The 13,149-nt window shown below is 70.9% G+C and carries 16 protein-coding genes; 10 read left to right on the top strand and 6 right to left on the bottom strand.

Going from position 1 to position 13,149, the window contains the following annotated elements:
• Positions 1-23: 23 nt before the first annotated feature.
• Complete coding sequence (locus ACYVAG_RS01775) at positions 24-851, top strand: prephenate dehydratase (protein ID WP_460765658.1); 828 nt, start codon at positions 24-26, stop codon at positions 849-851.
• A 6-nt stretch (positions 852-857) separates the two neighbouring features.
• Here the strand turns inward: ACYVAG_RS01775 and dapC are convergent, their stop codons facing one another.
• The 3 genes from dapC to dapD all read right to left on the bottom strand — a co-directional run bounded on the left by dapC (position 858) and on the right by dapD (position 3,852).
• Positions 858-1,910: a succinyldiaminopimelate transaminase gene (gene dapC / locus ACYVAG_RS01770; RefSeq protein ID WP_460765656.1), complete on the bottom strand. Its 1,053-nt coding sequence runs from the start codon at positions 1,908-1,910 to the stop codon at positions 858-860.
• 103 nt (positions 1,911-2,013) lie between these two features.
• Entirely contained in the window at positions 2,014-2,883 is an 870-nt protein-coding gene (locus ACYVAG_RS01765; protein ID WP_460765653.1) for a hypothetical protein, read from the bottom strand.
• Between the two features lie 33 nt (positions 2,884-2,916).
• Positions 2,917-3,852 (bottom strand): 2,3,4,5-tetrahydropyridine-2,6-dicarboxylate N-succinyltransferase, encoded by a 936-nt coding sequence (dapD, locus tag ACYVAG_RS01760; protein ID WP_460765650.1) that lies wholly within the window; start codon positions 3,850-3,852, stop codon positions 2,917-2,919.
• A gap of 116 nt (positions 3,853-3,968) precedes the next feature.
• Between dapD and ACYVAG_RS01755 the strand changes: the two genes are divergently transcribed.
• The 5 genes from ACYVAG_RS01755 (at position 3,969) to ACYVAG_RS01735 (ending at position 7,283) form a co-directional block, all read left to right on the top strand.
• On the top strand, positions 3,969-4,616 hold the full coding sequence (locus ACYVAG_RS01755; RefSeq protein ID WP_460765647.1) for a DUF2975 domain-containing protein: 648 nt from the start codon (positions 3,969-3,971) through the stop codon (positions 4,614-4,616).
• Positions 4,616-4,840 carry a helix-turn-helix domain-containing protein gene (locus ACYVAG_RS01750; RefSeq protein WP_460765645.1) on the top strand — a complete coding sequence of 75 codons (225 nt, stop codon included), beginning with the start codon at positions 4,616-4,618 and terminating at the stop codon, positions 4,838-4,840. Before ACYVAG_RS01755 ends, ACYVAG_RS01750 begins: the two co-directional genes overlap by 1 nt.
• A gap of 27 nt (positions 4,841-4,867) precedes the next feature.
• The gene (dapE, locus tag ACYVAG_RS01745) at positions 4,868-5,962 is read left to right on the top strand and encodes a succinyl-diaminopimelate desuccinylase (protein ID WP_460765642.1); all 1,095 of its coding nucleotides are present in this window, start codon (positions 4,868-4,870) and stop codon (positions 5,960-5,962) included.
• A 109-nt stretch (positions 5,963-6,071) separates the two neighbouring features.
• Positions 6,072-6,794 (top strand): LOG family protein, encoded by a 723-nt coding sequence (locus ACYVAG_RS01740; RefSeq protein ID WP_460766803.1) that lies wholly within the window; start codon positions 6,072-6,074, stop codon positions 6,792-6,794.
• Between the two features lie 21 nt (positions 6,795-6,815).
• Positions 6,816-7,283: a DivIVA domain-containing protein gene (locus ACYVAG_RS01735; protein ID WP_460765639.1), complete on the top strand. Its 468-nt coding sequence runs from the start codon at positions 6,816-6,818 to the stop codon at positions 7,281-7,283.
• 11 nt (positions 7,284-7,294) lie between these two features.
• Here the strand turns inward: ACYVAG_RS01735 and ACYVAG_RS01730 are convergent, their stop codons facing one another.
• Positions 7,295-8,086, bottom strand: coding sequence for an enoyl-CoA hydratase/isomerase family protein (locus ACYVAG_RS01730; protein WP_460765637.1), 792 nt, complete (start codon positions 8,084-8,086; stop codon positions 7,295-7,297).
• Positions 8,087-8,242: 156 nt separating this feature from the next.
• Here ACYVAG_RS01730 and ACYVAG_RS01725 point away from each other — a divergent pair, with 156 nt between their 5' ends.
• A complete protein-coding gene (locus ACYVAG_RS01725; protein ID WP_460765634.1) occupies positions 8,243-8,410 on the top strand; it encodes a DUF3117 domain-containing protein in 168 nt (55 codons plus the stop codon).
• Positions 8,411-8,488: 78 nt separating this feature from the next.
• On the opposite strand, the gene glgA is transcribed toward ACYVAG_RS01725, so the two are convergent.
• Positions 8,489-9,679, bottom strand: coding sequence for a glycogen synthase (gene glgA, locus ACYVAG_RS01720; RefSeq protein ID WP_460765632.1), 1,191 nt, complete (start codon positions 9,677-9,679; stop codon positions 8,489-8,491).
• Positions 9,680-9,783: 104 nt separating this feature from the next.
• Between glgA and glgC the strand changes: the two genes are divergently transcribed.
• A complete protein-coding gene (gene glgC, locus ACYVAG_RS01715) occupies positions 9,784-11,010 on the top strand; it encodes a glucose-1-phosphate adenylyltransferase (RefSeq protein WP_460765629.1) in 1,227 nt (408 codons plus the stop codon).
• A gap of 28 nt (positions 11,011-11,038) precedes the next feature.
• Here glgC and ACYVAG_RS01710 read toward each other — a convergent pair whose 3' ends face one another.
• The gene (locus ACYVAG_RS01710; RefSeq protein ID WP_460765627.1) at positions 11,039-11,281 is read right to left on the bottom strand and encodes a biotin/lipoyl-binding carrier protein; all 243 of its coding nucleotides are present in this window, start codon (positions 11,279-11,281) and stop codon (positions 11,039-11,041) included.
• 19 nt (positions 11,282-11,300) lie between these two features.
• Between ACYVAG_RS01710 and ACYVAG_RS01705 the strand changes: the two genes are divergently transcribed.
• Together ACYVAG_RS01705 and dapA are read left to right on the top strand one after the other, a co-directional pair.
• Complete coding sequence (locus ACYVAG_RS01705) at positions 11,301-11,966, top strand: O-methyltransferase (RefSeq protein WP_460765624.1); 666 nt, start codon at positions 11,301-11,303, stop codon at positions 11,964-11,966.
• Between the two features lie 149 nt (positions 11,967-12,115).
• Entirely contained in the window at positions 12,116-13,009 is an 894-nt protein-coding gene (dapA, locus tag ACYVAG_RS01700; protein ID WP_460765622.1) for a 4-hydroxy-tetrahydrodipicolinate synthase, read from the top strand.
• The last annotated feature ends 140 nt before the right edge of the window (positions 13,010-13,149 follow it).

The following is a 13,149-nucleotide window of genomic DNA, read 5'->3' as shown; positions in this document are numbered from 1 at the left end:
CCGCACCCACCCGGAAAGACCCCATGACTGAATCCGTCGCCTTCCTCGGCCCCGAGGGCACCTTCACCGAGGTGGCCGCGCGCGAGCTCTTCGAGTCCGCGGAGCTGACCGCCGCCGCGACCGCCGAGGCCGCGGCCGGCCGCGTACGCGCCGGTGACGCGACCGCCGCCGTGCTCCCGTTCGACAACTCGGTCAACGGCATCGTCGTCCCGACGATCGACCTGCTCCTGGGGGAGCCGGGCCTGTGGATCACCGACGACACCGTGCGCCTGGTCCGCTTCAACGCCTATGTGCGCGACCGGTCCGCCCGTCCCCACACCGTGGTCTCCCACCCCCACGCGCTGGCGCAGTGCCGCCGGTTCGTCGCGAGCCTCGGCCCGGAGACCCGCGTACGCGAGGTCGAGTCGACCGCCGAGGCGTGCCGCAGTCTGGGGACGGGCGAGGTCGCGCTCGCCTCGCCGGGCCAGGAGGGTCGCTTCGACGTGACGCTGTTCCGCGCGCAGGTGCAGGACCACGAGCGCGCGGCCACCCAGTTCGTCGCGGTGTCGGCCGAGCCGCCCGTCGCGACCCGGCGTACGCAGCGCTCGGTCGTCCTGTTCTCGCCGTCGGCCCATGGGCGCGGCGTGATCCTGCAGGTGCTGGGCGTGCTGACGGAGCTGGGGCTGAACCTCGCGAACCTCATGACGCGGCCGGTCCCCGACGAGCCGAACCATTTCCTGTTCGTACTGTTCGTCGACATCGATCGCGGCGACGCCCAGGTCCGGGAACTCCTGACGAGCCTCGAGCGACTCGGCGTCGGTGACGTCCGCGAGCTGGGCCGCCTGACGAAGACGCTCGCCGACGGCCACTGAGCCGCCTCAGGCCTCGCTGATCCTGGCCGCGGCCGCCTCGGCCTTCGCGTCGGTGCAGGTCAGCGCGATGCGGACGTGGGTGTCGTCGTCGCCATACAGCCGGCCGGGCGTCACGATGATGCCGCGCTCGGCGAACCAGCGGGCGAGTTCCTGGTCGCTGCTGCCGGGGCGGGCGATCCAGAGATAGAGGCCGCCCTGGCTGTGGTCGATCCGGAACCCGGCGGCGGTGACGGCGTCGGCGATGAGCTGGCGCCGGCGGCGATAGCGATCGCGCTGCTCGTCGACGTGGGCGTCGTCGCCCAGCGCGGCGATCATGGCGGCCTGGATGGGCAGCGGCATGATCAGGCCGAGCTGGCGGCGCCACTCGATCAGCGTCGACACGAGGTTCGGGTCGCCCGCGATGAAGCCCGCCCGATAGCCCGCCATGTTCGACCGCTTCGACAGCGAGTTCACCGCGAGGACGTTGGTCAGGTCGCCGCCGGACACGCGCTCGTCGAGCACCGAGATGGGCTCGCCCTCCCAGCAGAACTCGAGATAGCACTCGTCGCTCAACACCACGCCGTCCGCCGACCGCACCCGGTCGACCTCGGCGCGGAACTCGTCGGCGGTCACCATCGCGCCCGACGGGTTCGCCGGCCAGTTCAGCCACTCGATGGCCGGGCCGGAGTCGAGGTGGGAGAACTGGGCGCCGACGCCGTAGGTCGGGTAGGCCGTGATCGGCCAGGACACCGCATCGGTCGAAGTCGCGAGGATGGCCGGCGCCGTCGCGATGAACTCCTTGGTGCCGACGACGGGCAGGACCTGCTCGGCCGTCACTTCGACGTCGAACCGGCGCGCGAGATAGCCCCGGATCGCCTGGTTGAGCGCCGGCGTGCCGGTCACCGCGGGATAGCCCGGCGCGTTGCCGCCCTCGACCAGGGCGTCGATGACGAGCTGGGGCGTCGGGTCGACGGGCGAGCCGATGGTGAGGTCGATGACCTCCTGGCCGCTGGCCTCGGCGACGCCCAGGAGGGCCTTCGCAGCGAGCCACGGGATCTGCGGGAGCGATGAACTGGTCACCCGCGCCACCCTAGTGGGGCAGAGCTTGCGGCAGAGCCCGCCGAAGCACCAGAGCTTCTTGATCACCAGCCAGCGTTGGTTGGGCTGGCGGGTGAGGCGGCGGTCAGCGGAACGTGACCACCACGGTGGTCGCGTCGCCCGAGGCGCCGGCCGCGGACCACGCCGGGACGCTCCACGGCGCCGCGCCCGGGGCCGCCGACCACGTACGGCCGCCCGCGATGACCCCGGTGATGCCGTGCTGGCCCGCGACCGCCACGGCGTGATGGGCCACGGCCCATGCCCGCTCGGGCGAGCCGGCGGACACGCGTACGGTCTTGCCGGAGGTGTTCACCGGCAGGCGGCCGAGTGAATTCTCGAGTGCGGCCGCGTACGCCGCGGGGTCGCCGGCGGGCGTACGCCGGTCGACGCACGCCACGCCCGCCCCGCGCTGGCCGGTGAAGGCCTCGGCGAGGACGCGTGCCTTCGCCTCGTGCTTGCGATAGGCGTCGGGGTGGCCGGAGCGCTGCACCGCCTGAGCGGTGTCGTTGATGTCGCCGGTCTGCCACCCGGGCACCTTCACCAGCGCGTCATAGAACGCGTTGCTCGCATAGAACGGGTCCTGCAGCTGGGCGGGCGTACCCCAGTTCTTGGACGGCCGCTGCTGGAACAGCCCCAGCGAGTCGCGATCGCCGTGGTCGAGGTTGCGGATGCCGGACTCCTGATAGGCCGTCGCCATCGCGATCGTCGCCGCGCGGGGGTTCAGCCCGCGCTGCACCGACGCGCCCACGATGATCGCGGTCAGCGACGCCTGCTCGCGCGTGAGCACCACGGTGCCGGTGGAGCCCGTCACGACGCAGCGGTCCTCGACCGGGAGGGGTGGGAGCTGGTCGATGCTGCGCAGGTACGCGGCGCCGGCCACCCCCGCGCCCCCGACCAGGACCACGGCCACGCCGAGGCAGCCGAGCGCGCGCGACCGGCGTCGTGGTCGGGTCATGGGTCGGTCTCGGCCTGAGGGAGAGGGGCCGAGTCAGTGGGCGTGCAGGTCGGCGTTGAGCTCGACCGTCCGGCCCTCGCGGCCGCGCACCTCGACCTCGCCGGTGAGCGAGTTGCGGAGGAACAGCAGGCCCGGCTGGCCCGACAGCTCGGCGGCCTTGACGACCTGGTCGTTCACCTTGATCTTGGTGCTGGCGGTGACATAGAGCCCGGCCTCGACGACGCAGTCGTCGCCCAGCGAGATGCCGATGCCGGCGTTGGCGCCCAGCAGGCAGCGCTTGCCGACCTTGATCATCTCGGTGCCGCCGCCGGAGAGTGTGCCCATGATCGAGGCCCCGCCGCCGACGTCGGAGCCGTCGTCGACCACGACGCCCTGCGAGATGCGACCCTCGACCATCGACTGCCCGAGCGTGCCGGCGTTGAAGTTCACGAACCCCTCGTGCATGACGACGGTGCCGTTGGCGAGGTGGGCGCCCAGGCGTACGCGGTCGGCCTCGGCGATGCGTACGCCGGAGGGGAGCACGTAGTCGATCATGCGCGGGAACTTGTCGACGCCCCACACCGTGATGCGGCCGTGCTCGCGGGTCAGGCGGGCGCGGGTGAGCTCGAAGTCGTCGGTCGCGCAGGGTCCGGCGGACGTCCACACCACGTTCGTCAGGACACCGAACAGGCCCTGCAGGTTGATCGTGTTGGGGGCGACGAGGCGGTGGGAGAGCAGGTGGAGACGCAGGTAGGCGTCCGGCACCGAGGCCGGCGCCGCGTCGAGGTCGATCGTCACGAGCTGGGTCGCGAGGATCACTTCGCGCGCCTCGTCGGACCCCTGCAGCGCGGCCAGCTCGGCGGGCGCCTCCGCGGTGTCGGGCGTCCCCAGGGCGGGGGCGGGGAACCAGGTGTCGAGCACCTGTCCTGCGGCGTGGGTCGTGACGATGCCCCAACCCCAGGCGGGGCGGCTGATGCTCTGCTCGGTCATGGGCGACAGGCTACCGGGTCGGGCCCACACCCATCCTCGGCTAACGATTGACGATAATATCGAGAAGCGATAACATCGAAGAACGATAAGCACGCCGAACACGACGGAGGTTGATGATGGCGACCAAGAAGACCGACTGGCTCTCCAAGGACATGACGGGCAAGGACCTGTGGATCACCCGGGTGGCGACCGTGCTGCTGGGCTTCCTCGCCCTGACCAACCTGGTCCTGGGGGCGATCGTGCCGCGCGTCGGCGCGTGGATCACGGGTGCGCCGCTGGTGTTCACCTCGGGCGCGGAGCACGCCGGACCGCCGGTGGACGAGGCGCTCCGGGCGGGGGCGAGCGCGCGCTGGGCGGGTGAGGTCGAATACACCGTGACGAACCCGACCGCACTGCAGCGCTTCGGTGACCTCATCGCCCCGGTCGTCCTGTTCGTGCTGATCCTGGTCGGCTTCGCGATGGTGTGGCGCCTCCTGGATCGGGTCGCCGCGGGGGACCCGTTCCACGCCGATGCCATGCGTACGTTCCGGGGGTTGTCCCTGCTGCTCGGCCTCGGCGCCATCTGTCTCCCGCTGGTCGCGTTCGCCGGGCGATTCTTCGCGCTGGCGGACAGCCAACAGCTCCCGCACGTCTATTCCCATGTCGCCCCCGAGACGGTGGCGGTCGCCCTCACCGGACTCGCCGGAGCGGGACTGGTGGAGGTGCTGGGCCTGGTCTTCCGTCGTGGCGCCGAGCTGCGCCGCGACACCGAGGGGCTGGTCTGATGCCGGTCGAGGAGCCCCACCGCGTCGTCTGTCACCTCGACGCCCTGCTCGCCGCCCGCGGCATGACCCTCACAGCCCTCGCCGACGACGTCGGCGTCTCGCTGGTGAACCTGTCGGTGCTGAAGAACAACCGCGCGAAGGCCATCCGGTTCTCCACGCTCACCGCGGTCTGCGACGTCCTGGGCTGTACGCCGGGGGAGCTGTTCTCGGTGGAGCGCGCGTGACTCCGGCCACCCCCTAAGGTTGGGCCCATGACCTCTCTCGACCTCACCGGCGACGTCGTCGACCTCCTCCAGGCGCTCGTCGACATCGAGTCCGTGTCCGGCAACGAGCGCCAGATCGCCGACGCGATCGAAGCGGCGCTGCGTACGCAGGCGCCCCACCTGGAGGTCATCCGTCACGAGGACAACGTCGTGGCGCGGACCGACCTCGGCCGGCCGAGCCGCGTCGTGATCGCCGGCCACATCGACACCGTCCCGCTCGCGGCGACCCCGAACCTGCCCTGCCGCGTCGAGGGCGAGGGCGACGACCGCCGTCTCGTCGGCCGCGGCACTTGCGACATGAAGGGCGGGGTCGCGGTCCAGCTGAGCGCCGCGGCCGCGCTCACAGAACCCGCCCGCGACGTGACGTGGATCTTCTATGCCAACGAGGAGGTCGAGGCCGAGAAGAACGGGCTGGGCCACATCGCCCGGGACCTGCCCCACCTACTGGCCGGCGACTTCGCCGTGCTGTGCGAGCCGACCGCGGGCAACATCGAGGGCGGCTGCCAGGGCACGCTCCGCGTCCGCGTGACCACGACCGGCACCGCGTCCCACTCCGCCCGCTCCTGGATGGGCCACAACGCGATCCACGACGCCGGTGAGGTGCTGCGCCGGCTGGCGGCGTACGAGCCGGCCGAGCCCGTGGTCGACGGCCTGCGCTACCACGAGGGCCTGAACGCCGTCGGCATCACCGGCGGCATCGCCGGCAACGTCATCCCCGATCGCTGCGCCATCGACGTCAACTATCGGTTCGCGCCCGACAAGTCGGTCGACGAGGCGTACGCCCACGTCCGCGAGGTGCTGGACGGCTTCGAGACCGAGTTGGCCGACGGGGCGGAGGGGGCCCGCCCCGGGCTCGACCAGCCCGCCGCCGCGGAATTCCTCGCAGCCGTCGGCACCGAGGCGAAGCCGAAGTTCGGCTGGACCGACGTGGCGACGTTCTCCGCGCTCGGTGTCCCGGCGGTCAACTTCGGCCCCGCCGACCCGATCCACGCCCACACCGACGACGAGTTCTGCCCGGCGTCCGACGTGTACGCCTGCCGCGACGCCTTCGTGCGCTGGCTCGGCACGGGCGAGGAAGCCTGAGATGGCGACGCCCGCCACGCCCGGACAGCACGGGCCCGAACCGCGCAACCCCGACACCGCCCCCGAGAAGGCGCGCTCGGTCCACGAGCGCCGCCAGCAGGGACCCGTCATGCGGTCCCGCGACATGGTGCTGCCGACGACCACCGACCAGCGCCTCCTCGAGTCGCGCGGCACCACCGACTGGGTCCACTCCGACCCCTGGCGCGTGCTGCGCATCCAGTCGGAGTTCGTCGAGGGCTTCGGCACGCTGGCCGAGCTCGGCCCCGCGGTGTCGGTGTTCGGCTCGGCCCGCACCAAGCCCGACCACCCCATGTACGCCGCCGCCCAGGAGATCGGGACGCGCCTGGCGCGCGCCCGGTTCGCGGTGATCACCGGCGGCGGACCCGGCATCATGGAGGCCGCCAACAGGGGCGCCTGTGAGGCCGGGGGAGTGTCGGTCGGCCTCGGCATCGAGCTGCCCTTCGAGTCGGGCCTCAACGACTTCGTGACGCTCGGCATCAACTTCCGCTATTTCTTCGCCCGCAAGACGATGTTCCTGAAGTACTCGCAGGGGTTCGTCGTCATGCCGGGCGGCTTCGGCACGTTCGACGAGCTGTTCGAGGCGCTGACCCTGGTGCAGACCAAGAAGGTCACCGACTTCCCCGTCGTGCTGTTCGGCTCCGACTACTGGGGCCCGCTCAAGTCGTGGATCGTCGACACTGTGCTCGGTGAGGGTTACATCGGGGAGGCCGACGTCGACATGCTCCACATCACCGACGACATCGACGAGGTCATCGCGATCATGGTCGAGAGCAACATCCCGTCCGAGCCCCCGGCCCACCGGGCCGAGTGAGTCACCAGGAGAGCCCGCCCCATGGAGATCATGATCGTCGTCGTGGCCGTCCTCGTCCTCGGCGCCGCCGCGGTCGCGTCGGCCGGTGCGCTCGGCCAGATGAAGTCCGAGCCCGTGCGTGACACGTACGCCCCGGCGCTGCCCGCCGATCGGGCGATCGCGGCCGACGACCTGCGGGACGTGCGGTTCGGGGTGGCCACGCGCGGCTATGACATGGAGGAGGTCGACGCCGTGATGGCGCGCATGGCTCGAGAGCTCGACGGGCGGGGCCGCGAGTCGGCGGAGACCGGGGAAGTCGTCACGCCCGAACCCGCCAAGGACCCCCAGGTCGAGGAGATCGACGCCCGTCCGCTGGAGCCCACCCGGCGTACGCGCACCGAGCCGACCGTCACCGAGAAGGCCAGCGCGTGGCGCGGGCGCGAGAAGCGTCCGGCAGGCGACGCCGAGGCGGCCGACGAGGCCGAGGCCTGGCGCCCCGAGTCGCGCTGACCGGTCGGGACTCAGCTTCCCGTGAACCGCGGCTTCTCCTTGCGCAGGAAGGAATCCACGGCGTCGCGGTGATCGGCCGTCGCCCCGGTGCGGGCCATCATCCGGGCCTCGAACTCGAGCGACTCGTCCAACGAGTGGGTGGCCGCGTACGCCACGGACTGCCGCATCGACGCGTACGCCAGCGTCGGCCCCTGGGCCAACCGCGAGGCCACTTCCGCCACCCGGGTCTCGAACGCGTCGTCGGGCACCACCTCGGTGGCGAGCCCGAGCTCGAGCGCCTCGTCGGCGCCGATCGTGCGCGGCTCGAACAGCAGCTGCAGCGCCTTCGCCTGGCCCACCAGCCGCTGCAGCGTCCACGACGCGCCGGTGTCGCAGGACAGGCCGATGCCGGCGAAGGCGAGGTTGAACCCAGCCGATGCGGCCACGATGCGCAGGTCGGCGAGGAAGGCGAGTGATGCCCCGGCGCCGGCCGCCACGCCGTTGACCGCCGCGATCACGGGCTTGTCCAAGGCGGCGACGGCGCGGGCGATCGGGTTGTAGGAGTCCGGCACGACCTGCCACACCTCCTCGATCGGTGACTCGCGCAGTGACGTCGCATGTTCCTTCAGGTCCTGCCCCACGCCGAACGCGCGGCCCGATCCGGTCAGGACCACCGCGCGTACGCCCGGGTCCGATCCCACCTCGTCCAGCGCGGACAGGAGGGCCGCGCGCGTAGCCCGGTCGAAGGAGTTCATGCCGTCCGGCCGGTTCAACCGGATGGTGGCGACGCCGTCGGCGACGCGGGTGACGACGGGCTCATTCATGGCCGAACCCTACTGAAGGGGACGTGTGGTCGCGCACACAGGCGCCCGATCCGACGTCGGCGGCGGGCCGCTGCCGCGTCGTGGGCCGCCATGCGGAATAATGGGCCCGGTCGAACACTACGGCGGCCGGGCCGCCCGGGAGAGATGAGGATACGCATGGCAGCAATGAAGCCGCGGACGGGCGATGGACCCATGGAGGTCACCAAGGAAGGTCGCGGGATCGTCATGCGTGTTCCGCTCGAGGGTGGCGGTCGTCTCGTCGTCGAGATGAACGCCGCCGAGGCCGAGGAGCTGCGGGACGCACTCAAGGGCGTCGTCGGCTGAGCCGACGCGCTGACCACCACGAACCATGCGGGCCCCGGATCACTGATCCGGGGCCCGCTGCTCGTGGTGAGGGGGCGTTCAGCTCCCTTGCGACGCGATCGCCCGCTGATAGACATCCAGGGTCTCCTGGGCGATCTTCGCCCAGGAGAACTCGTCGATCGCGCGCTGGCGGCCCGCCGTCCCGTACGCCTCCGCGAGCCCCGGGTCGCGCGTCAGCGCGTTCACCTTCGCCGCGAACTCCGACTCGAAGCCGGCCACGAACGCCGGGTCGTCGGCCCGCTTCGGGTCGTACGCCACCAGTGACCCCGTCTCGCCGTCGACGACGACCTCCGGGATGCCGCCCACCGCGGACGCCACGACGGCGGTCTCGCAGGCCATCGCCTCCAGGTTCACGATGCCGAGCGGCTCATAGACCGAGGGGCATGCGAAGACGGTGGCGTGCGACAGGACCTGGCGTACGGACGCGCGCGGAAGCATCTCCTGGACCCAGGTGACGCCGCCGGACCGCACCCGCTCGAGGTGGGCGAAGGCCTCGTTGAACTCCGCGGCGATCTCGGGGGTGTCCGGCGCACCGGCCAGCAGCAGCAACTGGGTGTCGGGGTCGAACTGCTCGGCGGCCCGCACCAGGTGCACGAGGCCCTTCTGGCGCGTGATGCGGCCGACGAAGGTGACCAGGGGGCGGTCGAGGTCGACGCCGAGGCCCGTCACGACGTCCGAGGCCTCGACGGGCGCGAACTCGTCGGTGTCGATGCCGTTCTTGACGACGTGGACCTTCGCGGGGTCGAGGTCGGCGTACGACTCCAGGACGTCGCGGCGCATGCCCTCGCTCACCGAGATCACGGCGTCGGCGGCCTCGTACGCCGTCTTCTCCGCCCACGAGCTCAGCCGATAGCCGCCGGCGAGCTGTTCGGCCTTCCATGGGCGGTGGGGTTCGAGGGAGTGGGAGGTGACGACGTGGGGGATGTCCTGGAACAGGCCCGCGAGGTGACCGGCGAGGTTGGCGTACCAGGTGTGGGAATGGACGAGGTCGACCTCGGGGATCGCGGTGACCATCGAGAGGTCGGCTCCGAACACGCGCAGCGCGGCGTTGGCGTTCGGCGGGAAGGTCTCGGCGTGGGCCGTGGCGCCCTCGCGCGGCTCGCCCATGCACTGCACGTCGACCTCGCAGAGCTTGCGGAGCTGGGGGACGAGTTGGGCGACGTGGACGCCGGCACCGCCGTAGATCGCGGGCGGGTACTCGCGGGTCAGGATCGAGATGCGCGGGCTCATGCGGTGATCGTCGCACAGGGCTGCGTCTCGCGCCGGAGAGGGGGTGACGCGCGCGCTGACGGGGCTGGATAGGGTGGGCGCACAGCGACTGGAAGGGTTCCGACATGGCGGTCCGACCGAAGGTGTTGTCCATCGTCCTGGCCGGCGGCGAGGGCAAGCGGCTGATGCCGCTGACCGCTGACCGCGCCAAGCCGGCGGTGCCGTTCGGCGGCACCTACCGGCTGATCGACTTCGTGTTGTCGAACCTGGTGAACTCGGAGCTGCGCCAGATCTGTGTGCTGACGCAATACAAGTCCCACTCGCTCGACCGCCACATCTCGCTGACGTGGCGCATGTCGACGATGCTCGGCAACTACGTGACGCCGGTGCCGGCCCAGCAGCGCCTCGGGCCGCGGTGGTATCAGGGGTCGGCCGACGCGATCTTCCAGTCGATGAACCTGATCCGCGACGAGGACCCCGACTATGTCGTGGTGTTCGGCGCCGACAACATCTATCGCATGGACGTGTCGCAGATGCTCGACCAGCACATCGACTCGGGCCTCGACTGCACCGTCGCCGGCATCAGGGTGCCCCGGAAGGAGGCCTCGGCGTTCGGCATCATCGACGCCGGCGAGGACGCCAGGATCAAGCAGTTCCTCGAGAAGCCGGCCGACCCGCCCGGCCTGCCCGATTCGCCCGACGAGTCGTTCGCCTCGATGGGCAACTACATCTTCACGCGCAAGGCGCTCGAGGAGGCCCTCGAGGCCGACGCCGCCGACGCGACCGCGCGCCACGACATGGGCGGCGACATCATCCCGCGGTTCGTGAACCAGGGCGAGGCCCAGGTCCACGACTTCACGCTGAACACCGTGGCCGGCGCGACCGAGAAGGACCGCAACTATTGGCGCGACGTCGGCACCATCGACGCCTACCACGAGGCCCACATGGACCTGGTCTCGGTTGACCCGAACTTCTCGGTCTACAACAACGAGTGGCCGATCTGGACCTACGTGCCGCAGCGCCCGGGGGCGAAGTTCGTCCTGCGCGGCAACGCGGAGGACTCGATCGTGTCGGCCGGCTGCATCATCTCGGGCGGCGACGTCGACGCGTCCGTGCTCTCACCGAACGTGCTCGTCGACAAGTGGGCCAACGTCGAGCGCTCGGTGATCATGGACAACGTCCGCATCGGCCGCAACGCCGTGGTCCGCAACGCGATCCTGGACAAGAACGTCGTCGTCGACGAGGGCTGCGAGGTGGGCGTGAACGCCGAGCACGACCTGGCCCGGGGATTCACGGTGTCGCCGACGGGCGTGACGGTGGTCGGCAAGGGCGTACGCATCTCGCGGGACTGACGCCCCGGGCTGCTCGCGCCTGGCGCGATCAGACAGCGATGACCACCAGCGGGTCCCCGTCGCGCACCACGTCACCCTGCGCCACGACGACCTCGCGTACGGTGCCTGCCCGCTCGGCCAGCACCGGGATCTCCATCTTCATCGACTCCAGCACCACGACAGGATCGGTCTCGGTGACGCGATCGCCGACGGCCACCTCCACCTTCATCACGGAGGCGACCAACTCGGCGGTCACGGTGTGGGCGGAGCGGTCGGGGGTCTGGGCAGTCACGGGCGCTATGGTAGGCCCTGTGAACGCTCCCCATGGCTCCCTGACCTCGACGAAGCTGGCCCCGAAGGCCGCGTCCTGGGTGTACGCGGAGGACTTCCGCGCCGATTCCGCGGCGGCCGCCGAGGGCCGCGAGAGCGCGTCGGGCCTCGGCCAGACCCCGCTCGGTCGCGGCACGTCCGCGCTGCTGACGGTGCTCGCGAAGTCGATCGACGCGAAGGCCGTCGTCGAGGTCGGCACGAACGCCGGGGTCTCGGGGCTCGCGCTGTTCGCCGGCATGAACCCGAACGGCATCATCACCTCGGTCGACTCCGACCACGAGAACCAGAGCGAGGCCCGCCGCCTCTTCCAGTCGCAGAAGATCCCGGCCCGGCGTTTCCGCCTCATCGCCGGCACCGCGCTGGACGTGCTGCCGAAGCTGAGCGATGGGGCGTACGACCTGGTGTTCGTCGACGGCGACAAGCTGGAATACGGCGAATACATCGAGCAGGCGCTGCGCCTGCTGCGCCACGGCGGGCTGATGATCGTGAACAGCTGCCTGTGGTCTGACAAGATCGCCGACGCCGCCAACGAGGAGGACGAGACGATCGTCATCCGCGAGGCGCTGGAGAACGTGCAGGAGAACGAGGACCTGGTCGCGACACTGCTGCCGGTCGGCGACGGAATCCTCGTCGCGGTCAAGAACTGACTGGACGGCCGAGCGACCCGGGAACGTTCTCCGAGCGAGCGCCAGCGAGACGACGAGTATCGCGACAACATTGTGCGCGAGACCCCAGCGCGCCGCGATAATGTTTCGCCACCATGCGTACGCGGGGTCTCTCCACTACGATTTGTCGCATGTCCCTCGACTCCGCCACGCCCTTCGGCCGCCTGTTGACCGCCATGGTGACCCCCTTCGACGACGCGGGTGCGGTGGACCTGGGCAAGGCGCAGGAGCTCGCGGCACACCTGGTCGACGACCAGGCCAACGACGCGCTCGTCATCTCCGGCACCACCGGGGAGTCGCCCACGACCAGTGACGCCGAGAAGGCCGACCTCGTGCGGGCGGTGAAGGAGGCCGTCGGCGATCGCGCCCAGGTGCTCGCCGGCGTCGGCACGTTCTCGACCGCCCACACGCAACACCTCGCCGCGCAGGCCGCCGAGGCCGGCGCCGACGGCCTCCTCGTGGTGACGCCCTACTATTCGAAGCCTCCGCAGGCCGGCATCCTCGCCCACTTCCGGGCCGTGGCCGACGCGACCGAGCTGCCGATCATGCTCTATGACATTCCCCACCGCGCCGCGGTCCCGATCACCTCCGAGACCATGCTGGCGATCGCGGAGCACCCGCGCGTCGTCGCGGTGAAGGACGCCAAGGGCGACCTCGTGGCCTCGGCCGACATCATGGCGCGCACCGACCTCGCCTACTATTCCGGCGACGACGCCATGACCCTCCCGTTGATGTCGGTCGGCGGCGTCGGTCTCGTCGGCACGTCCACCCACTTCACCGGCGCGGGCGCGAAGCAGATGATCGAGGCGTTCGTCGTGGGTGATGTGTCCACAGCACTCGAGCTCCACCGCCGCCTCCAGCCCACGTTCACCGGGGTCTTCGCGACGCAGGGTTGCATGCTGGTCAAGGCGGGCCTCGCACTGCAGGGCCGTCCGGTCGGGGGGCTGCGCGCCCCGCTGCTGGAGGCCTCGGAGGCCGAGACGCAGGCGTTCGCCGACTGCCTCAGGAGCTCCGGCCTGCTCTGACCTGGGGGTGGACTCCTCGACCCGTGGGATGAACGCGGGGTTGAGGAACATCCGGGCCAACCCGGACGTTTCCCGGGCTGTGGACGGCTCACAGGTTTTTGACAGGGTCGTCCGGCAGACTGTTCCGAGCAACCGCGAAC

Source organism: Mariniluteicoccus flavus (assembly GCF_054776655.1).
This window is presented reverse-complemented; position numbering and strand designations above follow the sequence as displayed.

Coding starts and splice junctions, on each gene's coding strand:
- ACYVAG_RS01735 (WP_460765639.1), top strand. CDS start 6,816: ATGGAGATCATGATCGTCGTCGTGGCCGTCCTCGTCCTCGGCGCCGCC.
- dapD (WP_460765650.1), bottom strand. CDS start 3,852: ATGACCGAGCAGAGCATCAGCCGCCCCGCCTGGGGTTGGGGCATCGTC.
- dapA (WP_460765622.1), top strand. CDS start 12,116: ATGTCCCTCGACTCCGCCACGCCCTTCGGCCGCCTGTTGACCGCCATG.
- dapE (WP_460765642.1), top strand. CDS start 4,868: ATGACCTCTCTCGACCTCACCGGCGACGTCGTCGACCTCCTCCAGGCG.
- ACYVAG_RS01755 (WP_460765647.1), top strand. CDS start 3,969: ATGGCGACCAAGAAGACCGACTGGCTCTCCAAGGACATGACGGGCAAG.
- glgA (WP_460765632.1), bottom strand. CDS start 9,679: ATGAGCCCGCGCATCTCGATCCTGACCCGCGAGTACCCGCCCGCGATC.
- ACYVAG_RS01765 (WP_460765653.1), bottom strand. CDS start 2,883: ATGACCCGACCACGACGCCGGTCGCGCGCGCTCGGCTGCCTCGGCGTG.
- ACYVAG_RS01730 (WP_460765637.1), bottom strand. CDS start 8,086: ATGAATGAGCCCGTCGTCACCCGCGTCGCCGACGGCGTCGCCACCATC.
- ACYVAG_RS01725 (WP_460765634.1), top strand. CDS start 8,243: ATGGCAGCAATGAAGCCGCGGACGGGCGATGGACCCATGGAGGTCACC.
- ACYVAG_RS01775 (WP_460765658.1), top strand. CDS start 24: ATGACTGAATCCGTCGCCTTCCTCGGCCCCGAGGGCACCTTCACCGAG.
- glgC (WP_460765629.1), top strand. CDS start 9,784: ATGGCGGTCCGACCGAAGGTGTTGTCCATCGTCCTGGCCGGCGGCGAG.
- ACYVAG_RS01750 (WP_460765645.1), top strand. CDS start 4,616: ATGCCGGTCGAGGAGCCCCACCGCGTCGTCTGTCACCTCGACGCCCTG.
- ACYVAG_RS01740 (WP_460766803.1), top strand. CDS start 6,072: ATGCGGTCCCGCGACATGGTGCTGCCGACGACCACCGACCAGCGCCTC.